The sequence below is a fragment of the Curtobacterium luteum genome (genome assembly GCF_001475545.1).
In the GTDB taxonomy this organism is placed as follows: Bacteria; Actinomycetota; Actinomycetes; order Actinomycetales; family Microbacteriaceae; genus Curtobacterium; species Curtobacterium luteum_A.
On sequence record NZ_LDQC01000042.1, the window covers coordinates 1 to 22,794 of the forward strand.

General features: G+C 71.1%; 22 protein-coding genes and 1 pseudogene. 16 read left to right on the plus strand and 7 right to left on the minus strand.

Annotated elements, in window-relative coordinates; genetic code table 11:
* Positions 1-15: 15 nt before the first annotated feature.
* Entirely contained in the window at positions 16-1,173 is a 1,158-nt protein-coding gene (locus NS184_RS17770; protein WP_152998114.1) for a hypothetical protein, read from the minus strand.
* Between the two features lie 108 nt (positions 1,174-1,281).
* On the opposite strand from NS184_RS17770, the gene NS184_RS07765 reads away from it, so the two are divergent.
* The 9 genes from NS184_RS07765 (at position 1,282) to NS184_RS07805 (ending at position 10,837) form a co-directional block, all read left to right on the plus strand.
* Positions 1,282-2,121 carry a hypothetical protein gene (locus tag NS184_RS07765; protein WP_058725551.1) on the plus strand — a complete coding sequence of 280 codons (840 nt, stop codon included), beginning with the start codon at positions 1,282-1,284 and terminating at the stop codon, positions 2,119-2,121.
* A gap of 73 nt (positions 2,122-2,194) precedes the next feature.
* A complete protein-coding gene (locus tag NS184_RS07770) occupies positions 2,195-3,166 on the plus strand; it encodes an HAD-IIA family hydrolase (RefSeq protein WP_058725614.1) in 972 nt (323 codons plus the stop codon).
* Positions 3,167-3,176: 10 nt separating this feature from the next.
* Positions 3,177-3,404, plus strand: a complete 228-nt coding sequence (locus tag NS184_RS07775; RefSeq protein WP_152998115.1) for a hypothetical protein — start codon at positions 3,177-3,179, stop codon at positions 3,402-3,404.
* Positions 3,397-4,236 carry a TlyA family RNA methyltransferase gene (locus NS184_RS07780; RefSeq protein ID WP_083513537.1) on the plus strand — a complete coding sequence of 280 codons (840 nt, stop codon included), beginning with the start codon at positions 3,397-3,399 and terminating at the stop codon, positions 4,234-4,236. The genes NS184_RS07775 and NS184_RS07780 overlap by 8 nt, the downstream gene beginning before the upstream one ends.
* Positions 4,233-5,159, plus strand: a complete 927-nt coding sequence (locus NS184_RS07785; RefSeq protein WP_058725554.1) for an NAD kinase — start codon at positions 4,233-4,235, stop codon at positions 5,157-5,159. The genes NS184_RS07780 and NS184_RS07785 overlap by 4 nt, the downstream gene beginning before the upstream one ends.
* The gene (gene recN, locus NS184_RS07790) at positions 5,156-6,850 is read left to right on the plus strand and encodes a DNA repair protein RecN (protein WP_058725555.1); all 1,695 of its coding nucleotides are present in this window, start codon (positions 5,156-5,158) and stop codon (positions 6,848-6,850) included. Before NS184_RS07785 ends, recN begins: the two co-directional genes overlap by 4 nt.
* 597 nt (positions 6,851-7,447) lie before the next feature.
* Complete coding sequence (locus NS184_RS07795; RefSeq protein WP_058725556.1) at positions 7,448-9,157, plus strand: CTP synthase; 1,710 nt, start codon at positions 7,448-7,450, stop codon at positions 9,155-9,157.
* A gap of 114 nt (positions 9,158-9,271) precedes the next feature.
* Complete coding sequence (locus tag NS184_RS07800) at positions 9,272-9,841, plus strand: NUDIX domain-containing protein (RefSeq protein WP_058725557.1); 570 nt, start codon at positions 9,272-9,274, stop codon at positions 9,839-9,841.
* 24 nt (positions 9,842-9,865) lie between these two features.
* Positions 9,866-10,837 carry a site-specific tyrosine recombinase XerD gene (locus NS184_RS07805; RefSeq protein ID WP_058725558.1) on the plus strand — a complete coding sequence of 324 codons (972 nt, stop codon included), beginning with the start codon at positions 9,866-9,868 and terminating at the stop codon, positions 10,835-10,837.
* 118 nt (positions 10,838-10,955) lie between these two features.
* Here NS184_RS07805 and NS184_RS07810 read toward each other — a convergent pair whose 3' ends face one another.
* On the minus strand, positions 10,956-11,402 hold the full coding sequence (locus NS184_RS07810) for a DUF2510 domain-containing protein (protein ID WP_058725559.1): 447 nt from the start codon (positions 11,400-11,402) through the stop codon (positions 10,956-10,958).
* A 111-nt stretch (positions 11,403-11,513) separates the two neighbouring features.
* Positions 11,514-12,551 carry an LLM class flavin-dependent oxidoreductase gene (locus NS184_RS07815; RefSeq protein ID WP_058725560.1) on the minus strand — a complete coding sequence of 346 codons (1,038 nt, stop codon included), beginning with the start codon at positions 12,549-12,551 and terminating at the stop codon, positions 11,514-11,516.
* Positions 12,552-12,619: 68 nt separating this feature from the next.
* Between NS184_RS07815 and NS184_RS07820 the strand changes: the two genes are divergently transcribed.
* A complete protein-coding gene (locus NS184_RS07820) occupies positions 12,620-12,952 on the plus strand; it encodes a TraR/DksA family transcriptional regulator (RefSeq protein ID WP_058725561.1) in 333 nt (110 codons plus the stop codon).
* A 123-nt stretch (positions 12,953-13,075) separates the two neighbouring features.
* Positions 13,076-13,519, plus strand: coding sequence for a TIGR02611 family protein (locus NS184_RS17360; RefSeq protein WP_083513538.1), 444 nt, complete (start codon positions 13,076-13,078; stop codon positions 13,517-13,519).
* A 19-nt stretch (positions 13,520-13,538) separates the two neighbouring features.
* On the opposite strand, the pseudogene NS184_RS18965 reads toward NS184_RS17360, so the two are convergent.
* Positions 13,539-13,798, minus strand: a pseudogene (locus NS184_RS18965) (ATP-binding protein); the annotation flags it as partial.
* Between the two features lie 699 nt (positions 13,799-14,497).
* On the opposite strand from NS184_RS18965, the gene NS184_RS07835 reads away from it, so the two are divergent.
* Together NS184_RS07835 and NS184_RS17775 are read left to right on the plus strand one after the other, a co-directional pair.
* A complete protein-coding gene (locus NS184_RS07835) occupies positions 14,498-15,043 on the plus strand; it encodes a hypothetical protein (RefSeq protein WP_152998116.1) in 546 nt (181 codons plus the stop codon).
* A complete protein-coding gene (locus tag NS184_RS17775) occupies positions 15,040-15,642 on the plus strand; it encodes a hypothetical protein (protein ID WP_152998117.1) in 603 nt (200 codons plus the stop codon). Before NS184_RS07835 ends, NS184_RS17775 begins: the two co-directional genes overlap by 4 nt.
* Before the next feature lie 219 nt (positions 15,643-15,861).
* Here NS184_RS17775 and NS184_RS07840 read toward each other — a convergent pair whose 3' ends face one another.
* The gene (locus NS184_RS07840) at positions 15,862-17,136 is read right to left on the minus strand and encodes an MFS transporter (protein WP_058725615.1); all 1,275 of its coding nucleotides are present in this window, start codon (positions 17,134-17,136) and stop codon (positions 15,862-15,864) included.
* A 100-nt stretch (positions 17,137-17,236) separates the two neighbouring features.
* Between NS184_RS07840 and NS184_RS07845 the strand changes: the two genes are divergently transcribed.
* Both NS184_RS07845 and NS184_RS07850 read left to right on the plus strand, forming a co-directional pair.
* Positions 17,237-17,602: an ArsR/SmtB family transcription factor gene (locus tag NS184_RS07845; protein ID WP_058725564.1), complete on the plus strand. Its 366-nt coding sequence runs from the start codon at positions 17,237-17,239 to the stop codon at positions 17,600-17,602.
* A complete protein-coding gene (locus NS184_RS07850; RefSeq protein WP_083513540.1) occupies positions 17,599-19,260 on the plus strand; it encodes a DUF7059 domain-containing protein in 1,662 nt (553 codons plus the stop codon). The genes NS184_RS07845 and NS184_RS07850 overlap by 4 nt, the downstream gene beginning before the upstream one ends.
* A 47-nt stretch (positions 19,261-19,307) precedes the next feature.
* Here NS184_RS07850 and NS184_RS07855 read toward each other — a convergent pair whose 3' ends face one another.
* Positions 19,308-20,171: an NAD-dependent epimerase/dehydratase family protein gene (locus NS184_RS07855; protein WP_058725565.1), complete on the minus strand. Its 864-nt coding sequence runs from the start codon at positions 20,169-20,171 to the stop codon at positions 19,308-19,310.
* Between the two features lie 152 nt (positions 20,172-20,323).
* On the opposite strand from NS184_RS07855, the gene NS184_RS07860 reads away from it, so the two are divergent.
* Entirely contained in the window at positions 20,324-22,036 is a 1,713-nt protein-coding gene (locus tag NS184_RS07860; RefSeq protein ID WP_152998118.1) for an AMP-binding protein, read from the plus strand.
* A gap of 115 nt (positions 22,037-22,151) precedes the next feature.
* Here NS184_RS07860 and NS184_RS07865 read toward each other — a convergent pair whose 3' ends face one another.
* On the minus strand, positions 22,152-22,748 hold the full coding sequence (locus NS184_RS07865) for a TetR/AcrR family transcriptional regulator (RefSeq protein ID WP_058725567.1): 597 nt from the start codon (positions 22,746-22,748) through the stop codon (positions 22,152-22,154).
* Positions 22,749-22,794 lie beyond the last annotated feature (46 nt).

A 22,794-nucleotide genomic window follows, 5' to 3' on the forward strand; every position in this document is an offset into this window, starting at 1 on the left:
AGGACGCCGCCGGACTCAACTTGCAAGAACGACGTGGCCATCGGCCCTCCGTCGGGATCTGGGAATACCAGCTCCCGCGAGGGTCGGTGGCCATTTCTGTTTGTGGCGGACGTTCGCCTCGACGCGCGGCACGGTTCGTGATGAACTGGGCGTGTGGCGGGCTCGCGGCCGGCACCCAATGACAACGACACAGCGGACGACAGCTCGGGTGACCGGGCGCGCAGACGAGGAGCGACGGTGGCGAACGACGACGAACAGCGACGAGACGGCGAAGGCCGTCCGGACAGGCCGCGTCGAGACGGAGACCGTGGGCCTCGTCGTGACGGCGGTCAGGGTGGCCGTTGGTCGTCCGGGCCTCGCGACTTCGAGCGTCGGGAGGGTAGCCGTCGTGACGACGGCCCTCGCCGAGATGGTGGTCGTCCGTTCCGCGACGGTTCCCAGCGTGGTGACCGTCCTGCATGGCGCGGGGACCGTTCTGACACTGGGCGTCCGCCGCGCGGCGACGGTCCACGTGGTGCTGGCCGTCCGGAGCGCGACGGTGATCGTCCGTACCGTCCGCAGCGTGACGGTGATCGTCCGTACCGTCCGCAGCGTGACGGTGATCGTCCGTACCGTCCGCAGCGTGACGGTGATCGTCCGTACCGTCCGCAGCGTGACGGTGATCGTCCGTACCGTCCGCAGCGTGAAGGCGACCGTCCGTCCCGTGGCGGGTCCGATCGGCCGCAGCGCGATGGCGATCGTCCGTACCGTGGTGGCGCCGATCGTCCGCGCCGTGACGGCGATCGTTCGTCCCGTCCTGCACGCGATGGTGACCGCCCGTTCCGGAACGATCGTCCGGCGCGTGATGGTGACCGTCCGTTCCGTAACGATCGTCCGGCGCGCGATGGTGACCGTCCGTTCCGTAACGATCGTCCGGCGCGTGATGGTGACCGTCCGTTCCGTGGCGATCGTCCGGCGCGTGATGGTGACCGTTCGTTCCGTGGTGGTGCCGATCGTCCGCGTCGTGATGGTGATCGGTCGTTCCGCTCGGACCGTCCCGCTCGTGATGGTGATCGGTGGTTCCGCTCGGACCGTCCCGCTCGTGACGGCGGCCGGCCCTTCCGCGGCGACTCCGACCGTCCGCGTCGCGACGGCGGCGACGAGCGTCGTCGCTTCGGGGACGGTTCCCGCCACGCCGGCGCACGCTTCGGGGAGGCAGCCCGGGACGACTGGGAGGACCGCGACCCGTACGGCACCAAGTCGATCCGACCCCGCCACGACGATCCGGAGATCCCGGACGGCGTGCAGGCCCGTGACCTCGACCCCGCTGCCCGCGCGGAACTCAAGACGCTCAGCAAGGACAACGCCGACTGGGTCGCGAAGCACCTCGTCTCGGCGGCGCTCCTCGTGGACGTCGACCCCGAGACGGCGAACCAGCACGCACTGAGCGCTGCACGTCGTGCCGGTCGGGTCGCCGTCGTCCGGGAGACGGCCGCGATCACCGCGTACCGCCTCGGCGACTTCGCCACCGCGCTCCGTGAGCTGCGGACCTACCGGCGCATCGCCGGCAAGAACGACCAGCTGCCGATGATGGTCGACTGCGAGCGCGGCCTCGGCCGGCCCGAGCGTGCGCTCGAGCTCGGTCGTTCGGTCGACCGCGCAGCCCTCGACACCCCCGTGCAGGTGGAGCTCGCGATCGCGATGTCCGGCGCACGCCTCGACCTCGGCAATCCACAGGCTGCGCTCGGCGAGCTGGAGATTCCACAGCTCGACCCCTCCACTGCCTACAGCTGGTCCCCGGCGCTCTACAGTGCTTACGCGGCCACGCTCGAGGAGCTGGGTCGTCAGGACGAGGCCGACGAGTGGTGGGCCCGTGTCGACCATGCGACCGCGGCGTTGGCCGAGGCCGCTGACGAGGATGCTTGGGAGACGGTTGATGTGGTCGAGGAAGCGATCGAGGACGAAGGACGCCGAGAGGACGACGCCGAGCAGCCCGACGAGCCCGCAGTCGAGCAGGATGCCGACGACGAGCTCGAGCCAGCAGACGAACCCGCTCCTCTCGACGAGCCCGGCCCCGCCGACGAGCCCGGAGAGATCGACGACGACAACCCCGTCGACGTCGACGGCTCCGCAGCCGACTGACACGGCTCGGCAGCCGACCGACGCGGCGCAGCACCCGGCTGACGTCCCGGTTCCACCCACGCACGGTGTCGACCTGGTCCTCACGGACCTCGACGGCGTCGTGTACCGCGGCCGCAACGCGATCTCGCACGCGGTCGAGTCCCTCACGCGGGCGTCGCTCGGCGCCCGCGTCGGGTACATCACGAACAACGCGTCGCGGCGTCCGGTCGACGTGGCCGAACACCTCGAGGCCTTCGGCCTCGAGGTCGCCGCTGACGACGTCGTGACCTCCTCGCAGGCCGGGGTCCGACTTCTGTCGACGCTCGTGCCGCCCGGGTCGACGGTCCTGGTGACCGGTGGCCTCGGTCTCACAAGCATCGCCGAGGAAGCCGGTTTCACGGTCACGAACAGCGCCGAGGACTCCCCGGCGGCGGTCATCCAGGGCTTCTCGCCCGACCTCGGGTGGAAGGAGCTCGCGGAGGCGTCCTTCGCGCTCGCCGATCCGGACGTGCCGTGGGTCGCGACGAACATGGACTGGTCGATCCCGGTCGAGCGCGGCATCGCGCCCGGCAACGGCACGCTCGTGTCGGCCGTACACCAGGCGGTCGGCCGTATGCCGGTCGTCGCGGGCAAGCCCGAACGACCGATCTTCGACGCGGCCCTCGCCCGGTTCGGCGGGGAGCACCCGTTGTTCATCGGCGACCGACTCGACACCGACATCAAGGGCGCGAACGACGCCGGCATCCCGAGCGTCCTCGTCCTGACCGGGATCGACCAGGCGAAGCAGGTCCTCGCGGCCGACCCGAAGTCGCGACCGACGTTCATCCTCGGCGACCTCCGCGGTCTGTCGGCGCCGTACCCGGTGACGGTCCGGCGCGAGGACCAAGACGGCACCCGGTACGTCACGGTCGGCGAGTCCACGGTCGCCATGCGTGGGCACGTCGTGCGGGTGCTCGACGACGGGGCCGACCTCGATCGTCTGCGCGCCGGTGCGACGATCATCTGGGAGTCGGGACTGGCCATCTACGGTCTCGACGTGGACCCGAAGCTGTACGGCGGCGAGTAGCGTGACGGACGTGCCGAACGAGGACCGCCCGACGCCGCAGCAGCCCGCTGCCGTGCCGGCGCGTCCGAAGCCGGGCGGCGCTCCCGGCGCTCCGGTGTCCGAGCAGGACCACGAGGACTTCGCCGCACGGACCGCAGCGGCGGAGGACCTCGACGTCGCGGACCGTGCGGACGCTTTCGCGGCGTTGCACGACGAACTCCGCACCCGGCTCGAGAGCGGCGGCACGGCTGGTGCATGAGCCCGCCGGAGCACCCGTGGGCGCTCGCGGCGGTCCCGTCCGTCTCGACGCGCTCGTCGCCGAACGCGGACTCGCGCGGTCACGCACGGCGGCGGCCAAGCTGATCCAGGACGGGCGCGTCACGGTGGCCGGGGTCGCGGTGGTCAAGCCGTCCCACCCGACCCGTGCGGACGCCGCGATCGTCGTCGACGCCGGGGACGCGTGGGTCTCCCGTGCTGCGCGCAAGCTCGTCGGAGCCCTCGACGCCTTCGACATCGACCCAGCCGCACGGGTTGCACTCGACGTCGGCGCGAGCACGGGCGGCTTCACGCAGGTGCTCCTGGCACACGGTGCCCGTCGGGTCATCGCGCTCGACGTCGGCCACGGTCAGCTGGACCCCGTGGTCGCCCTCGACGACCGGGTGGCCGTGGTCGAGGGATGCAACGCGCGGAACCTCACCGCGGAGTCGTACGCCGCGCTCGATCCGGCAGCGGCCGAGACGTCCCTCGTGGTCGGTGACCTGTCCTTCATCTCACTCCGGATCGTGCTGCCGGTGCTCGCGTCCGCGGTGCCGTCCGACGACTTCGTGCTGCTGGTCAAGCCGCAGTTCGAGGTCGGCCGTGGCGGCGTCCGAGAGGGCATCGTGCGGGACGCGGGTCTCCGGAACGACGCGCTCATGAACGTGCTCTGGTCGGCGTGGGACGCGGGCCTCGGGACATCCGGTCTCGCGGCCTCGCCCATCGTCGGCACGCACGGCAACCACGAGTACCTCGCGCGCTTCCAGCGTGGTGTCGGTACCAATCCGACAGAATGGATCGGCCGGGCGACGAGCCTGGCGGAAGGGGTGGCATGAGCGACGAACGGCACATCCTGCTCGTCTCGCACACCGGGCGGCAGGACTCGATCGACGCCGCGGTCGAGGTCTGCGACATCCTGCACGCCGCCGGGGTGACCCCCGTGATGCCGTTCGACGAGTACGCCGACGTCCGGCGGGCCGAGGCGTCCGTGGGCAAGGTCGACATCCTCGGTGTCGACGTGCAGGCGGACCAGCTCGAGATCGTCATCGTGCTCGGCGGCGACGGCACCATCCTCCGCGCGGCAGAGCTCGTCCGCGGGACCCGTGCGGCGCTCGTCGGGGTGAACCTCGGACACGTCGGGTTCCTGGCCGAGAGTGAACGCCCCGACCTCGAGGAGACCGTGCAGCGGACCCTGCGTGGTGAGTACCACGTCGAGGAGCGCGTGGCGCTGCAGGTCGACGTCGTCGTCGGCCAGGAGACCGTGTACTCCTCCTGGGCGCTCAACGAGGCCACGATCGAGAAGGCGTCGCGCGAACGCATGCTCGAGGTCGTCACCGAGGTCGACGGCCGCCCGCTGTCGTCCTTCGGTTGTGACGGTGTGGTCATCTCGACCCCGACCGGCTCCACGGCGTACTCGTTCTCCGGCGGCGGTCCGATCGTCTGGCCGGACGTCGACGCGATCCTCATGGTGCCGCTGAGCGCGCACGCACTGTTCTCCCGCCCCATCGTCGTCGGCCCGGACTGCACCCTCGCGGTCGAGGTGCTGCGCCGGACGAGCGGCGTCGGCGTGCTGTGGTGCGACGGCCGCCGAGCGCACGACCTGCCGCCGGGTGCGCGCGTCGAGGTGCACCGGTCCTCCGAACCCGTGCGGGTGGCGCGGCTCAAGGACGCCCCGTTCACCGACCGGCTGGTGGCGAAGTTCCGCCTGCCCGTCACCGGCTGGCGCGGCCCGCAGCGCGACGACGAGGTCGATCAGTGATCGAGGAGATCTCGATCGCCGACCTCGGAGTGATCGGTGACGCCACGCTCGAACTCGGCCCGGGCTTCACCGTCGTGACCGGTGAGACCGGCGCAGGCAAGACGATGATCGTCACCGCACTCGGCCTCCTGCTCGGCGCCCGTGCGGACGCCGGTGCCGTCCGTCGGGGTGCGTCGTCCGCCGTCGTCGAGGGACGCTGGCACGTGCCGGACCACGACGCCGTCGCCGAACGGGTCGAGGACGCCGGCGGTGCCGTCGAGGACGGCGAGCTCATCCTCACCCGCACCGTGTCGGCGGAGGGCCGCAGCCGCGCGACGGTCGGCGGTCGCAGCGCCCCGGTCGCGGTGCTCGGGGAACTCGCCGACCAGCTCGTCACCGTGCACGGCCAGTCCGACCAGATCCGCCTCACGTCGGCCGCTGCCCAGCGCGCGGCCCTCGACGGGTTCGGCGGTCCGAAGCTCCAGAAGGCGTTCGACGCGTACGTCGCGGCGTACGACGCGTGGCAGCAGCACGCGGGCGAACTCGAGACGCTCACGCGTGACCGCGACGACCGCGTCGCCGAGGCGGAGCGGATCCGCGCGGCCTCGGACGAGATCGAGGCCGCCGACCCGCAGCCGGGTGAGGACGTCGAACTCGCGGAACGGGCCGAGCGGCTCGGCAACCTCGAGGAACTCCGGCTGTCGGCAGGCCTCGCGCACGAAGCGCTGTCGAGCGAGTCGCTCGAGGGTGCACCGGACGTCGTCGGCCTCGTCGAGTCGGCACGCCGAGCGGTCGAGCGCGTCGCGGCTTCGGACGCCGCGCTGCAGCCCGTGCTCGAACAGCTGACGGAGCTGAGCATCCAGGCGACGGAAGCGTCTGCGAGCCTGTCGAGCTACCTCGGCTCGCTCGAACCGGACGCAGGTCACGACCTCGAGCTCATCAACGAACGGCGTGCCCTGCTCGCCGGGCTCACACGCAAGTACGGTGAGACCGTCGACGACGTCATCGCGTACGGGCAGCGCGCCGGCGAACGACTCCTGGAGCTCGACGGCGACGACGACCGCATCGCTGCACTGCAGCAGGCGGTCGAGCAGGACGAACGGGCCCTCGCGGACGCCGCCGGTGCCCTCACCGCGGCCCGGACCAAGGCGGCCGGCGACCTCGCGAAGCGCGTCACCGCCGAACTGAAGTCGCTCGCGATGGCGGGCGCCACCCTCGTGGTCGAGGTCACCGACGCGGGGGAGTACCGCCGACACGGTCGCGACCAGGTGGCGATCCTCCTGCAGCCGCATTCCGGCACCGACCCGCGTCCGATCGGCAAGGGGGCGTCCGGCGGTGAGCTCTCGCGGGTGATGCTCGCGATCGAGGTCGTGATGGCCGGCAGCACCACGGTGCCGACATTCGTCTTCGACGAGGTCGACGCCGGTGTCGGCGGTGCGGCGGCGATCGAGATCGGGCGGCGGCTCGCGCAGCTCGCGGAGCGGACGCAGGTCATCGTCGTGACGCACCTCGCGCAGGTCGCGGCGTTCGCGAACAACCACCTCAACGTCGTGAAGGACGCCAGCGGCGCGGTCACCTCGTCGAGCGTGCGCCGGCTCGACGGCGAGGAGCGGCTGCAGGAGATGGCGCGGCTGCTCTCCGGCCTCGGCGACAGTGCGAGCGGCATGGAGCACGCCCGCGAGCTCCTCGAGGTGGCCGGCCAGTCGGTGTGACGACGCCCCGACCCGGTTGCCGGAGCAGCGACCGGACACGGGTGCGCGTCCTCTCTGGAGCGTGTGCTGTCCGCGGTGCGTCCTTCCGGCGGTGCGCATGGCTCGGGGCGGGCCCCGCTCGGACCGGAGGCTTGCCCTCCCTCTGCCGGACCACCCGCCATCGGCGCAAGCTGGTCGGTCTGGAGGCCCGTCCTGCCTCCGCCACGACCCTCGCGTTCTCGGTCGGGTGGCGCTGCGCGTGTCTCCCGACGGTGACGCGACGGTCGTTCTTTCCCATGACGCACGCGATGATCGGTCGTTCCGGGCGTGCCTGGTCGAACCGGATGACCAGGTGTGCGCGAACGCACCAGGCGCGCGCGAAAGCACCAGGCGCGCGCGAACGCACCAGGCGCGCGCGAACGCACCAGCCGCGCGCGAACGCACCAGCCGCGCGCGAACGCACCAGGCGCGCGCGAACGCACCAGCTGTGCGCGGGAGCACCACCCACCGCGGCGGACCAGCCGCGCACGCCTGCCGGGCCCGACCTCGTGTCTGCCGCAACGCCCGCGGCGAACGCGGGTCGCGCCTCCCGTCCGATCTGACGTAGGATGGAAGCCCGTGGCGGACACTTACAGCGGCGGAACACAATCTTCGAACCAGACCCCGAAGGTGACGAAGCAGATCTTCGTGACCGGCGGGGTCGTCTCGTCTCTCGGCAAGGGCCTGACGGCGGCCAGCCTCGGCAACCTGCTCACGGCGCGCGGCCTCAAGGTCGTCATGCAGAAGCTCGACCCGTACCTCAACGTGGACCCGGGCACGATGAACCCGTTCCAGCACGGCGAGGTCTTCGTGACCGACGACGGCGCCGAGACCGACCTCGACATCGGGCACTACGAGCGCTTCCTCGACATCAACCTCTCGCAGGCGGCGAACGTCACGACCGGGCAGGTCTACTCGAGCGTCATCGCCAAGGAGCGTCGGGGCGAGTACCTCGGCGACACGGTCCAGGTCATCCCGCACATCACCGACGAGATCAAGCGTCGGATGCGCGAGCAGGCCGAGAACGACCCCCAGCCCGACGTCATCATCACCGAGGTCGGCGGCACGGTCGGCGACATCGAGTCGCAGCCGTTCATCGAGTCGGCGCGTCAGGTGCGCCACGAGCTCGGCCGGAACAACGTCTTCTTCGTGCACGTCTCGCTCGTGCCGTTCATGAACGCCTCCGGCGAGCAGAAGACCAAGCCGACGCAGCACTCCGTCGCGCAGCTCCGCTCGATCGGCATCCAGCCGGACGCGCTCGTCCTCCGCAGCGACCGTCCCGTGTCGGACTCGAACAAGCGCAAGATCGCCCTGATGTGCGACGTCGACGAGGATGCCGTCGTGAACGCCGTCGACGTGCCGTCGATCTACGACCTCCCGGGGCTGCTGCACGACCAGGGGCTCGACCAGGTCATCATCGACGCCCTCCGTCTCGAGGCGCACGACGTCGACTGGTCGGCGTGGAAGCCGGTCCTCGACGCGGTGCACGAGCCGAAGAAGGAGGTCACGATCGCCCTCGTCGGCAAGTACATCGACCTCCCCGACGCGTACCTCTCGGTCACCGAGGCCCTCCGCGCCGGCGGGTTCGCCCACAACGCCCGCGTGAAGCTCAAGTGGGTCGTGTCCGACGACTGCACGACGCCCGAGGGCGCCGCGAAGCACCTCGGCGACGTCGACGGCATCTGCGTCCCCGGCGGCTTCGGCGTACGCGGCATCGAAGGCAAGCTCGGTGCGCTCCGGTTCGCACGTGAGCAGGGCATCCCGACACTGGGCCTCTGCCTCGGCCTGCAGTGCATGGTCATCGAGTACGCCCGCCACGAGGCTGGGCTGACCGACGCGTCGAGCACCGAGTTCGACCCGGAGACCACGACGCCGGTCATCGCGACCATGGCGGAGCAGGTCGACATCATCGCCGGCGGTGACCTCGGCGGGACCATGCGCCTCGGCCTCTACCCGGCGCACTTCACCGACGGGTCGCTCGCTGCCGAGCTCTACGGTGCCCAGGAGGCATCGGAGCGCCACCGTCACCGCTACGAGGTCAACAACCAGTACCGCCAGCAGATCGCGGACGCCGGCCTGGTGTTCTCGGGCACCTCGCCCGACGGCACGCTCGTCGAGTACGTGGAGCTGCCGCGCGAGGTGCACCCGTTCTACATCGCCACGCAGGCGCACCCGGAGCTCCGGTCGCGTCCGACGAACGCGCACCCGCTGTTCGCCGGGCTGGTCGGTGCGGCGATCGAGCGTGCGGGTGCCTCGAGCCTGTTCGACCCGCAGGAGTCGGCTGCCTGACGCGACCATCCGACGGCCTGGAGGCGTGGTGCCAGCTGGCACCGCGCCTCCCGTCCGTCTCCGGGTCACGTCCACCTGGTCTCGCTCGCCTCCGCGCGTGCCAGGATTGACCACGTGACCGACGCACCCATCGCAGACGAGCCCACCTCCTTCGACGTCATCGACTCCACGGTCGTGTACGAGGGCGTCGTGTGGAACGTCAAGCGGGACACCGTCGCCTACGGCGACGGCTCGATGGTGCGCGAGTACATCGACCACACCGGGGCCGTCGCCGTCTACGCGGAGGACGACGAAGAGCGCGTGCTCGTCATCCAGCAGTACCGGCACCCCGTCCGGGTGCGCGACTGGGAGCTGCCCGCAGGGCTCCTCGACCACCCGGGCGAGGACCACCTCGTGGCCGCGAAGCGCGAGCTCGCCGAGGAGGCCGACGTCGAGGCCGACGAGTGGGAGCACCTGGTCACGTACAACACGTCCTCGGGTGGAAGCGACGAGTTCCTCGAGATCTACCGCGCCCGCGGCATCCGGGCCACGGCGTCGGCGTTCGAGCGGGAAGCCGAAGAGGCCGACATCGTGAAGCGGTGGGTGCCCCGCGAGGAACTCGTGTCGGCGATCCTCGACGGAAGGCTGCACAACTCAGGGCTCGTCGTGGCGGTGCTCGCCGCTGATGCCGCTGCCCGTCGGTAGCGTGCCGGTCGTCACGGTGACCCGGTGACCACGCTCGCGCAGGCCACGGAGACCTACCTACGGCACGTCGCGATCGAGCGCGGGCTGTCGCAGCACACCGTGTCGGCCTACCGACGGGACCTCTCGGTGTTCGCGGACTGGTTGGCCGTCGCGCCGGTCGTCGACTCCGCGGGAGCCGACCGCGCCGGGGGAGCCGCTGCCGTCGACGACGTGGGTCGGATTGCGCGGGCGGACATCGCCGGGTTCGTGGAGCACCTCGCCACCCGGCCCGAGCCGCTCGCGCCACGGTCGATCGCGCGGATGCTCAGCTCGGTGCGGTCCTTCACGGCGTTCGCTGCGGGGGAGGGCTGGCTACCGCTCGACCCCGGCACCGCCGTCCGACCGCCGAAGGCACCGATGCGACTGCCGAAGGCGATCTCTGTGCACGACATGGAGCGGCTGCTCGGCGCGGTCGTCGGGGACGATCCCGTGCAGCTGCGGGACCGGGCACTGCTCGAACTGCTCTACGCGACGGGGGCGCGGATCTCCGAGGCGGTGGGGCTGTCCGTGGACGACGTGCTGTCGGAGGAGGACTCCGGGGTGTCCGTCGTGCGGGTGACAGGCAAGGGGAACAAGCAACGCATCGTGCCGCTCGGCAGCTTCGCCCGGGCGGCGATCGACGCGTACCTCGTCCGTGCTCGGCCGGTGTTCGCCGCGCGCGGGCCGTCGACGCCGGCGCTGTTCCTCGGAGCCCGTGGCGCGCGGCTGTCCCGGCAGAGCGCGTGGCTCGTGATCCAGGCCGCTGCGGCTGCGGCGGACCTCGAGGCGCACGTGTCGCCGCACACGTTCAGGCACTCGTTCGCGACGCACCTGCTCGAGGGCGGGGCGGACGTGCGCGTCGTGCAGGAGTTGCTCGGGCACGCGAGCGTCGCGACGACGCAGATCTACACGATGGTCACGGCGGACATGCTGCGCGACGTGTACCAGACGGCACACCCGCGGGCGCGGCGGGCGTAGCCGTGCTTCGGGCGGTGTCGAACCGCGAAAGCGACATCGAACCGGCGGGGTGTGGCGGTTCGATGTCGCTTCCGTGGTGCGGCGCGCCGAGTGCGATGCGAGCCCGCGCCGCTCGGCGTCAGAACAGGCCGTACTGCGCCGAAGCGGCGACAGCAGCCGTGGCCACCGCGACGACGAGGGCGCTCGCCGCGATGCTCCGCGAGAGCACCCGCCACCCGCCGGTGGCCCGCGGCGCGACCACGGCCGCCGACCCGATCGCCAATGCGGCTGCGCTGACGAGCCCGAGCGGGTTCCATGCCGCCGAGAGCGCTGCAGCCAGGGCGGCGACGACGGTCAGCACGCAGAGTCGGCGGACGTTCCCGGCGTCGGACGCCCACGGACGAGTCCCGATCGTCGCGGTGCCGACGGAGAACGACGGCCCGACGGGCGCGACCACCACCGGCACGACCGGGTCCGTCCGGGGCGGCAGGGCGCGGGTCGCCTCGGCCCAGGTGCGGCCGTCCCACCAGCGCAGTCGCGTCGCGTCCTGCGGATCGGGGAACCACCCGGCGGCCGGGAGCGTCACGGGGTCCTCCTCGAGGAGACGGAGTTCGGTCGGTACCCCTCGACGCTACGGGAGCGCGTGGGCCGTGGGCATGCCCAAACCGGGTGTCGGCGACATGGGGGACCACTGCGCTCAGGCGGGGACGGGCGCCGCGTCCACCTCCGTGAAGACGTCCTTCACCGCGGCGAGCAGCCGGGCGTTGAAGTCGACCCCGAGCTGGTTCGGCACGGTGACGAGCACGGTGTCGGCAGCACGGACGGCCCGGTCGGCGGCGAGCTCCACGACCAGGTCTTCGGGCGACCCGATGTACGAGCGGCCGAAGCGGGCGAGCCCGCCGTCGAGGTGTCCGACCTGGTCCTGGCCCTCGACCTGCGCCCGGACACCGAAGTAGTGCCGCGACTCGTCGTCGATGATCGGGATGATGCTCCGCGAGACCGAGACCCGCGGGGTCCGCTCCCACCCCATCTGCTCCCAGGTCGACCGGAAGCGGTCGATCTGCTCGGCCTGGAGCTCGTCGAACGGCACACCGGTGTCCTCGGTCAGGAGCGTCGACGACATGAGGTTCATGCCCTGTTCGGCGGTCCACTCCGCGGTGGCTCGGGTGCCGGCACCCCACCAGATGCGGTCGGAGAGCGTGTCCGACAGCGGGAAGACGGGCAGCGATCCGGCCATCCCGGTCATCTGCGGATCGGCGTTCGCCATCGGCTCGCCGGCGATCGCGCGGCGGAAGACGCTCGTGTGCGCCCGGGCGAGGTCGGCGCCGTTCGGGTCCCCGGCGTCCGGCACGTAGCCGAACTGCTGGTAACCGGCGAGGGCGGTCTCGGGTGATCCCCGGGAGACGCCGAGCTGCAGTCGGCCGCCCGAGATGAGGTCGGTCGCGGCGGCTTCCTCGGCCATGTACAGCGGGTTCTCGTAGCGCATGTCGATGACGCCGGTGCCGATCTCGATGCGGCTGGTCCGGGCGGCGATGGCGGACAGGAGCGGGAACGGTGCGGCCTGCTGCGGGGCGAAGTGGTGCACGCGGAAGTAGGCGCCGTCGACACCTGCCTCCTCGGCGGCGACGGCGAGGTCGACCGCCTGCACGAGGGCCTCGCGTGCGCTGCGCACCTTCGACCCTGGCACGTCGCGCCAGTGTCCGAACGACAGGAACCCGATCTTGGTCATGTCCATGCGAACGCATCTGCACGACCGTCCATTCCGAGGCAGACCCGAGCGGGCTCGGACTACCGTCGTGGGTCATGGACGACCCCCGCGCCGCGCTCACCGCCGAGCGCCTCCGCAACGAGCGGCTGCTGGCCGGCGTCGAGCAGAGCATGCGCGACGTCAGCGACGCCCGGCAGGACGCCAACTCCGACGACGAGCACGACCCCGAGGGTGCGACCCTCGCGTGGGAGCGCGGTTCGCTCGGCGCGGTGCGGGACGACGCCCGGGAGCGGATCCGTCTGGTGGACGCCGCGCTCGCGCGGCTCGATGCCGGGACCTACGGCCGCTGCGTGGTCGGTGGGGAGCCGATCCCGGAGGCGCGCCTGGCTGCCGTCCCGTGGGCTGCGACGTGCGTCGCACACGCGTGACGAGCCTCCAGGCAGGGTTGCCGACCCGACGGTGACGACGGCCGGGAGGCTCGTGGTGCGCCGTCCAGGTCCCTGCCGTCCGCCACGGCGCTGTTTCCCAGCCGCGGCCCCTACCGTGCCGACATGGACCGCAACCCCGACGAGCGACCCGACGCTGTCGAGCCCTCGGAGGCGCGGCACCACCGCTTCCAGTGGTTCCGTGACCTCCGCGCCTGGATCCACGCGCGGCCGCACGTGCACCTCGTCTACAAGGTGCTCGTCGGGGTCGTCGGCGGCCTCGTCGTCATCATCGGTCTGATCCTCGTGCCGCTGCCCGGGCCCGGGTGGCTCGTGGTCTTCATCGGGCTCACGATCCTCGCGAGCGAGTTCCACTTCTTCCACCGGATCATCACGTGGCTCCGGGCGCAGCTCCACCGCTTCTGGGACTGGGCGAAGACGCGCGGCCCGAAGTGGTTGCGCAACATCGCGGACCGGGGCAAGGCGGACGTCGACGCTGCTCACGCGGACGCGCACCGGAACATGGGCATGCAGGCCCGCGCACCGAAGCACCCGCGCCCCGGCCACTGACCGGTCCCGTGGTGACGCGCGGGATCCGCACCCGGATGTCGATGCGGTCGAGGAGCGGTCCCGAGAGCCGTGCCAGGTACCGCTGGCCCGTGCTGGCCGAGCACTCGCACGGCGTCGCATGCGCGAGCCCGGCGTGCCCGCACGGGCACGGCTTCGCCGCGATCATCACTTGGCACTGCTCGGGGAACTGACCGCACCGGCGGAGCGGTGCACGGCGATCCGCCCGGACTCGAGCGGTTGCCGGAGCGCGTCGAGAACCGCGCGGGGAGACTTTGGCGCTTCAACAACGAATCACCAAGTACATCCGTCCGATGGAAGGACGTGCGATGTTCGGCTCGGCAGCGATCTACGCGCGCATCTCGAAGCCTAGAGGGGGACGCCAGCAGGGTGTCGAGCGGCAATACGCGCTGTGCCGCGGGCTGGCGCGCGACACGGCCTGACGGTGGCCGCGGTCTTGGTGGACAACGACATCAGCGTCGACTAACTCCACGAAAATGCGACCGCAGTACTCCGACATGTTGTAGCGCGCGCGAGCCGGTGATTTCTCCGCAATCCTGGCGTACTCGAACAGTCGCCTTACTCGTAGGCCACGCGAGCGCATCCGCAACGAGGCGGACCGGATCGAACGCCAGCGGGGCGATCTTCTCGGCACGACGCAGCTGTCCGACGCACTAGCGGGCGGGGTGGACTGGCGCGCTTGGACTCCGATGAAGAGGCGAAACTTCCTTCGGCTGGCAGTCCAGCGGGTCGAGGTCAATCCGTGGCCCGAAGGCGTCGTCGTCACGCTCAGCCGCCCTCGCGGTGAGACAAACGAACAGTCGGAGCGACGGCGGGCCGAGCACACGTAAGGGGCGCTGACGCGCCGGGTGCGCATCATCACCTAGCGGGGTCGGTGGTTGCCGGTAACGTGTGAGGAAAGGTCACGCGAACTCGGAGCCCCATTTGTCACCTTCAGATATTCTCGCATCAGCGGCACTCGTGCTCACTGTGATCGGGATCTACTACGCAAGCAATCAAGCGAAGTCGGCAAACGAGGCGGCCACGACTGCCAAGGACCAAGTAGACGCCGCTCGCGAGCAGGTGCGGGCCGCGGACGATCAAGTTGCTGAGATGCAGCGTCAGACTGACGCGACCTTGGCGTCGCTCGAACCCCAGCTGGAGTTTGTTGTTGTCAAGACGCCTCGGGATGTGAACGAGAGCGATCCCCGCCTGTCAGCGAAGAAGCTGCACACCTGGGAATGGCGAGTAATCAATCACGGTGGCGCACCGGCACTAGACGTGAAGGTCGTCCCGAACTTCGACCCCGACAGCACCGAGCACGGCGAGATGCACCTCGGCGGGATCGCCGCCGGCGAGAGCGTCCGTCTTTGGAGCCGATTCCAGCCGAGGATGCCCTCTTATCCGGAAGCTTTTGAGAGGCTCGGAGGCAAGAGGCCAATGCTCGCCGTCACGTTCGACACTATCCGAGGTGAGCACGCTGTTGCAGCGCTCGACGTCGTGGAGCGGAATGAGGTCGACAGATGAGCGCCGACTGGGCTGGGGTTCTCGTCGCCGTGTTGGCATTCGTTTTGTCCGTGCCGGTGGCGATCGTCGGCTTAATTCAGGCGCATAAGGCCAATGGCGCTGCTGCTGACGCGCAGGAGCAGATCGAAGCGACGAAGGCGCTAGCCGTCGCGGCGCAGGAGTCTGCTGCCGCGGCACAAGCCACACTTGAGCTGCGCACCGCGGCGCGCCTCGTGGTCCGTGCATATGCTCAGCCGTTTAGCCTGGAGCAGCGCAGAACGACCTATCACTGGTACATCGAAAACCGTGGTCAGGGCTGGGCAAATCGTGTTTCGGCGTACACGAACTTCGACGAGGGTCGCCGTGAGTACGGAGAGTTTCGGAGCCTTGGAGACATCCCGCCGCGAGGCAACATTCTGATGAAGCCGAAGAACCCGTTCCCGTCACTGGCCGAACTTGTCGAAGCTGGACCCGGCGACCACCTTAAGCTGCCGCATTTGACGGTGGAGTGGCAGGACGAAGAAGGGAAGGCTCGTACTGAACACATTCGTCCTCAGAACGGAACGGGTCACCATCCGCCCGCGGGACCCGTAGACAAAGGAACGCCTGAGGCAACTTGAGGCGAGTAGCCAGTCCTGAAGCCACTCTCCCACGGCTTCAGCGTAGTGCGAGCGGCCGTCAAATAAGGCGGAGGGCTCCGGCCGCGGCCGGAGTCCTCCCGTGGTCTCGCATCTACGCCTGAGCGCGACAGAAGATTTCGCTCCCTGCATCAGAACCGTGCGATTCTATCGACCAGCGCTTCACCTGCTCGGCACCGGTTCCTCGAGCGGGCAGCGAGCTCAGTCGGCGGCCGCGGCGCCCCGCTCGGGGCAGGTCCGGACGGAGCCGGTGGCCGTGCGTTCCACGACCGAAGCAGCCTGCTCCTCGACCACAGCCCGTCGGACCGACACGAGCTGCAGGACCAGGGCGGTCGCGGCGGCGAGGACGATGAACGCCCCGTAGCCGGCGAGCACGGGCACGAAGCCGAACGCCGGCTCGACGAGACCCGCGACGACGGCAGGGACGCCGAAGGCCAGGTAGCTCACGATGTAGATCGTCGACAGGAGCCCTGCACGGTGCGTCGGGGCGGCGGTCGCGAGCAGCATCCGGAGCGGCGCCTGGAACCCGGCACCGAACCCGATGCCGGCGATCGCGCTCCCGACGACGAGGCCGGGCAGCGAGTGCGCGAACACGAACGACACGGTGACGATCGGGCCGACGATGAGCGCGACGAGCCCGAGCAGCAGGCTGCGGCGGGTGTCGAGACGCTGGATCGCGAGACCGGTGAGCCCGCCGACCCCGGTCACGACGGCGATGAGCGCCCCGGCGGCGAAGTGGTCCCGGATGCCGAACACCGCGCCGAGCGCCGAGGGCACGAGCGAGAGGAAGAGGCCACCGAGCGCCCAGCTCGCGACGAGTGACCCGGCGACGCTGGGGAACAGGACGCGCGAGTCCCGCGGCACGGACACCGTCGGGCGGAGCGACCGGAGTGCGCCCGGTCGGCGGGTGACCCGCTCGGGGACGACGACGAGGGCGATCACCAGGACGAGCAGCAGCGCACCGAACACCACGTAGACGAGCTGTTCGGGGGCGGGCCCCCACTCGACGAGGGCGCCGCTCGAGAGTGCGCCGGTCGCGAGGGCGAACGGCGGGACGGCGCCGTTGAGCACGCCGGCGAGGGACGGGAAGCGCTCGAGGGAGTGGTCGATGAGCGCGGCCCCGAGGGCGCCGATCAGCAGGCCGACCGCCACGCCCTGGACGATGCGGTCGACGATGAGGGCCGTGAGTCCGTCGGCCCGGGTGAAGAGCACGAGGGAGGCCACGAGCAGCAGGCCACCTGCGAACAGCACCGGCTTCCGGCCGACGTGGTCGGACAGGCGTCCGGCGACGAGCATCGTGACGAGCAGTCCGGCGACGTAGATCGCGAACACCGCTGTGAGCATGAGCGGGGTGAGGTGCCACTCGGCCGCGTAGACGGGGTAGATGGGCGACGGCACCGAGGAGGAAGCCATCGCGGCGAGGAGCACCGCGGCGAGGATCCAGAACCCGGCGACCGAGCGAGCTGACTGCTGCATGAGCACCCTTCCGAGGAGGTCTTGTACGACTGCATTCGTACCGCAGTCCCCTGTACGACGCAACTCGTACAGCATCGTGAACGGTGCTACCGTCTCGTGCATGCCCGCGAACGTCGATGCCCCGGAGCGGCTGCCCCAGCCGACCGTCGCCGAGATGGACCTGCCCGTCGTGCTCGACGCCCTGAGCGACCCGATCCGCCTCGCCATCCTGCACCGGTACCTGATCGATGCCGCCGGCGGGGTGCGGAGCTGCGGCTGGGTCGGCATCGACCGGCCGAAGTCGACGCTGACGCACCACTTCCGCGTCCTGCGCGAGGCCGGCCTGCTCGAACAGCACCAGGAGGGCCTCGTCCGGTCGAGCCGGGTGCGCACCGACGAGGTGCAGCAGCGGTTCCCGGGTCTGCTCGACCTCGTCGCGGCATGGGAGGTCCCCGCGGCCCTCATGCGGGACGAGGTGCCGGCATGACCCGCGACGGGTCCGTGGCCCGCAGCGGGTCCACGAGCCGGAGCGGGTCCACTGCGCGCGCCGCGCACGCGCTCCCCACGATCCGCACGGAGCCCGACGCCGTCGCCGCGATCGCTGCCGACCTCCAGGCGGCCGGCTTCACCGTCGAACGTCTCGACTCCCTGTGGGGGGCCGAGGCCGCGGCCTCCCTGCACCGGGGATCGCGGGTGGCGGCGCTCCTAGCCCTCGCCGCACGGGAGTCCTCGCCGCTCGCCACCCTCGCCACGCTCTTCGTCCTCGGACTCCCCGTCTCGCGTGCCCACGCCGACGCCGCGTTCCCGACGGCCGGTGTCGACCGGGTCGTCGAGGCCGGGCTGCTGCGGCACGACACGGCGACCACCGACGACTCCGGACTCCCGCTCGACCCGGCCGACGCGCTCGTCCACCCGACGGTCGACCTCCGCCCGTACGCCTTCGTCGACGACCTCGGTGCCGGCAGCTGGTGGATCGTGTCGGACCTCGGCGAGCTCGCCCTCGGCACGGCACTGGGGGAGGAGCACGTGCTCGGCATCGGCGGGGCCACCACCACGCTGTCCGGCCTCCAGGTGCCCGTCCGGGTCCGTCGGGTGCTCGACCTCGGCACCGGGTGCGGCATCCAGGCCATGCACGCTCGCCGCTTCGCCGACGAGGTCGTCGCCACCGACATCTCCCGCCGCGCGCTCGACATCGCCCGCTGCAACGTCGCACTGAACGGGTTGGACGGCATCGAGTTCCGGCTCGGCTCCCTGTTCGAGCCCGTCGCCGGAGAACGCTTCGACCGGATCGTCTCGAACCCGCCGTTCGTCATCACGCCCCGCCGCGAGGGCGTCCCGTCCTACGAGTACCGCGACGGCGGGATGGTGGGCGACGCTCTCGTCGAGACCGTCCTCCGCGGCCTCGGCGAGCACCTCGAACCCGGCGGGACGGCGCAGCTCCTCGGCAACTGGGAGTACCGCTGGGGCTCCGACGGACTCGACCGGGTGCGGTCCTGGTTCGCGGACTCCGGCCTCGACGCCTGGGTGGTCGAGCGGGAGCGCGAGGACCCGCCCGCCTACGCGGAGACCTGGATCCGCGACGGCGGGACGAAGCCCGGCAGCGCCGAGTTCGACGACCTGGTGGACGCCTGGCTCGACGACTTCCGCGACCGCCGCGTCACCGGCGTCGGCTTCGGGTACGTCGTCGTGCGGCGGCCTCCGGCTGCGGACGACCGGCCGGGAGGCACGCCCCGCCTCCGCCGCTTCGAGCGCGTCCCCGAGGTGCTCGGGTCCAACCCCGCGGGGCTCGGCGCCACCGTCGCGCGCGTCCTCGACGCGGCCGACTGGCTCGCCGCGCACGACGACGAGGCGCTCGGCGCCGCGCACCTGCGCGTCGCCGGTGACGTCACCGAGGAACGCTTCTACTGGCCGGGCAACGACGACCCGACCGTGATGACGCTCGTCCAGGGTGGTGGGTTCGGACGTCGGGTCGACGCGGACACGGCGCTCGCCGCGTTCGCTGGCGCGTGCGACGGCGAGCTGTCGGTGCGGGCGATCATCGGTGCGATCGCGCAGATCACGGGCGTGGACGAGGACGCGCTCGTGGCCGACCTGCTGCCGCGGGCGCGCGACCTCGTCCTCGACGGACTCCTGCTCCCGGCCTGACCGGGAGGCTGCCCGAGCGGCGGCCGCCCGGGCAGGCGTGACCGGGCTCAGCTGCGGTGGTCGCGCCAGCTGTGCTCGGGCGCGTAGCCGAGCAGCTCGCGGGCCTTCTCGCTCGAGAGCAGCGAGCTGACGCCGTCGATGTCGCTCCGACGCTCGATGTCCGGGACGAAGCGCTCGACGAGCTCGATCGTCGGGGTGTCCATCACGGTGTCGGGGCTCGCGATCACGAACGCCTCGAACCCGGTGAGGTCCGCCTCGAGGGCGCGCCGGACAGCCTGGGCGCCGTCGCGGGAGTCGATGTACGACCACAGGTTGAAGGTCTTCGCCTCCGGGGTCGCGTCCCACGGGAACGCCGGGTAGTCGGTCTCGTCCATGACGTTCGAGAACCGGAGGCCGATCATCTTCAGCTCCGGGTCCCACCGGGTGAAGTGGCGGGCCATCTCCTCCTCCACGGCCTTGCCGAGGGAGTACGAGGACTGCGGGCGGACCGGGAACTCCTCGTCCACGGGCAGGTACGGCGGGTGGTGCTCGCCCATCGGGATGCCGAGCAGGGTCTCGCTCGACGCCCACACCACGTTCTTGATCCCGGCCTGGCGAGCGGCGTGGAAGACGTTGATCGACGACGTCGCGTTGTTCGTGATGAGGGCCACGTCCGGAACCTGCCCCGGAGCGGGCACGGCGGCGAGGTGCACCACGGCGTCGACGTGGTCGTACCGGTCGTCCACCCCGAGCAGCACGTTCAGGACCTGTCCGTGGTCGGTGAGGTCGGTGCGGATGAACGGCACCCGCTCGGGCTTGTCCGGCGAGGGCACCCGGTCCACGAGCACCACGTCGTACCCGTGCTCGTCCAGGTGCCGGACCACGGCCCGTCCGAGCTTCCCGCTGCCTCCGGTGACCACCACGCGCGTCATCGCGTCTCCTCTTCGTCGAGTCTTGCGTACCCCCTCATCCTGCCCGGCGCGGGGTGGACGCAACCAGGCACGGGCGGTACCTGTCCGCCGGACGCTGCACGGGCCTCCCGGCCGGCGCGCCTGCGCGCAGCAGCATCGGGCATGATCGTACGGTGTCCTCTCCCGACGTGACCGCCGCCTTCCGTGCCGCGCGTGACCAGCTCCTCGACGCGGCCTCCGCCGACCAGGCCCGTGCCGGCTTCACCTGGCCCGACGTCGGCGAGACGTTCAACTGGGCGGACGACTGGTTCGACGTCATCGCCCGCGGCAGCGACCGCACCGCGCTCCACCTCGTCGACGCCGAGCGCGACCGGCGGTTCAGCTACGCCGAGATGGCGGCGCGGTCGGACCGGCTCGCGGCGTTCCTGCACGCGCACGGCGTCCGGAAGGGCGACCACGTGCTCCTCATGCTCGGCAACCAGCTCGAGATCTGGGAGACGATGCTCGCGGTGATGAAGGTCGGCGCGGTGATCCTGCCGACGACCACGATGCTCGACACCGCCGACCTGCAGGACCGCGTCGACCGTGGTGCCGTCGCACACGTCGTGACGAACGCCTCGGAGACCGCCAAGTTCGACGGCGTGCACGGCGACTTCTCGCGCATCGCCGTCGGGGACCCGATCGACGGATGGACGAGCTACCCGACCGACCTCGGCGAGCCCGCGCCCGCGGGCGAGGTCCGACCCGTGGTCCGGACCCTCGCGACCGACCCCTGCCTGGTGTACTTCACCTCGGGGACGACGTCGAAGCCGAAGATGGTCGTGCACTCGCAGACCTCGTACCCGGTCGGGCACCTCAGCACCATGCACTGGATCGGCGTCCGCCCGGGCGACGTCCACCTCGCGATCAGCTCGCCCGGCTGGGGCAAGCACGCGTGGAGTTGCTTCTTCGCGCCGTGGATCGCCGAGGCCACCATCTTCGTGCACGACACCCCGCGGTTCGACCCGGTGGCGCTGCTCGCCGCACTCGACCGGCACGAGGTGACGTCCTTCTGCGCGCCGCCGACAGCCTGGCGGATGATGCTGCAGGGCGACCTCGGGGCCCGGCCGCGGGCGCTCCGCGAGGTCGTCTCCGCCGGTGAGCCGCTCAACCCCGAGGTGATCTCGCGGGTCGCCGACGCCTGGGGCCTGACGATCCGCGACGGCTACGGCCAGACCGAGACCACGGCGATCATCGGCAACCCGCCCGGCGCTCCCGTCACCCCCGGGGCGATGGGTACGCCGCTGCCCGGTGTTGAGGTCGTCCTCCTCGACCCGCTCACCGGCGAGCGGACCGATGAGGGCGAGGTCTGCCTCGACCTGACCCGCCGCCCGCTGAACCTCATGTCCGGCTACCTCGGGGACCCCGACCGCACCGAGGTCGCCATGCGCGACGGGTTCTTCCACACCGGGGACATCGCCTCGCGTGACGCCGACGGGCAGCTGACGTTCATCGGTCGCACCGACGACGTGTTCAAGTCGTCGGACTACAAGGTGTCGCCGTTCGAGGTCGAGAGCGCCCTGCTCCAGCACCCCGCGGTCGCCGAGAGCGCGGTCGTGCCCGCTCCGGACGCCGCCCGGCTCAACATCGTCAAGGCGTACGTGACGCTCGCCGCGGGGTGGGTCGGGGACGCGGACACCGCCCTGCAGGTCCTGCAGCACGCGCGGACGGCGCTCCCCGCGTTCGCCCGGGTCCGCCGCGTCGAGTTCGCGGAGCTGCCGAAGACGATCTCGGGCAAGATCCGCCGGGTCGAGCTGCGGGAGCGCGAGGAGCGGGCGGCCGCGGCCGGGGTCCCGGTCGCGGGGGAGTGGCGCGAGGACGCTTTCCCGGAGCTCCGGCGCAGCTGACGCGCGCAGCGGACGCGTGCGGCGTGCGCCGTCGTGGCGTACGCCGTCGTGGCGCGCGCAGCGCGACGTGCGCCACGGCGGCGTCCACTGATGCGCCCGCTGCGCTCGGTGCTCGTCAGTCGGTGACGCCGGCCTCGGCCTGCGTCACGGCGAGCTGCGCGATGAGCTCGACGTGCGCCGCCATGTCCCGCGACGGGTCGTAGAGCCACTGGATCTGCATGCCGTCCGACACCGCGAGCATGATGCTCGCCAGGGCCTCGGTGTCGATGCCGGCACGGAGCCGTCCGGCGTCCTGCATCTCGCGGAGCTGCCCGGCCATCGTCCTGCGGCCGTTCTCGTAGCGCTGCTGGAAGTAGTCGTGCGCCGCGTGCTCCGGGTCGGTCGCGGCCGCTGCGGACAGGTTCACGAACATCTGCACGAGCCCCGGGACCTCGGCGTTGTGCCGCACCACCGCGGCGAGGAGCTCGGCCGGGTCCGACGCCTGCCAGTCGTGCGCGTCGTCGATCGCGTCGCGGCGCTTGAGCACCTCGACCCACAGCTCGTCCTTGGAGTCGAAGTAGTGCAGCAGTCCGGCCTGGGTCAGCCCCACGGCGTCGGCGATGTCCTTGATGCTGGTGCGGCGGAAGCCGTTGACGGCGACGAGGTCGAGCGCGATCGTGAGGATCTCCTCGCGCTTCGCGATGCCCTTTGCGTACGAACCCCGTCGTGCCATGCGGTGACCATACCGCTCGCAGCACCCGGGATAAACCAAGCGGAAG

Excerpts from the sequence above, each read along its gene's own strand:
- NS184_RS07785 (WP_058725554.1), top strand. The coding sequence starts at position 4,233 with ATGAGCGACGAACGGCACATCCTGCTCGTCTCGCACACCGGGCGGCAG.
- NS184_RS07845 (WP_058725564.1), top strand. The coding sequence starts at position 17,237 with ATGCCCGCGAACGTCGATGCCCCGGAGCGGCTGCCCCAGCCGACCGTC.
- NS184_RS07850 (WP_083513540.1), top strand. The coding sequence starts at position 17,599 with ATGACCCGCGACGGGTCCGTGGCCCGCAGCGGGTCCACGAGCCGGAGC.
- NS184_RS17775 (WP_152998117.1), top strand. The coding sequence starts at position 15,040 with ATGAGCGCCGACTGGGCTGGGGTTCTCGTCGCCGTGTTGGCATTCGTT.
- NS184_RS07855 (WP_058725565.1), bottom strand. The coding sequence starts at position 20,171 with ATGACGCGCGTGGTGGTCACCGGAGGCAGCGGGAAGCTCGGACGGGCC.
- NS184_RS07820 (WP_058725561.1), top strand. The coding sequence starts at position 12,620 with ATGGACGACCCCCGCGCCGCGCTCACCGCCGAGCGCCTCCGCAACGAG.
- NS184_RS07865 (WP_058725567.1), bottom strand. The coding sequence starts at position 22,748 with ATGGCACGACGGGGTTCGTACGCAAAGGGCATCGCGAAGCGCGAGGAG.
- NS184_RS07840 (WP_058725615.1), bottom strand. The coding sequence starts at position 17,136 with ATGCAGCAGTCAGCTCGCTCGGTCGCCGGGTTCTGGATCCTCGCCGCG.
- NS184_RS17360 (WP_083513538.1), top strand. The coding sequence starts at position 13,076 with ATGGACCGCAACCCCGACGAGCGACCCGACGCTGTCGAGCCCTCGGAG.
- NS184_RS07815 (WP_058725560.1), bottom strand. The coding sequence starts at position 12,551 with ATGGACATGACCAAGATCGGGTTCCTGTCGTTCGGACACTGGCGCGAC.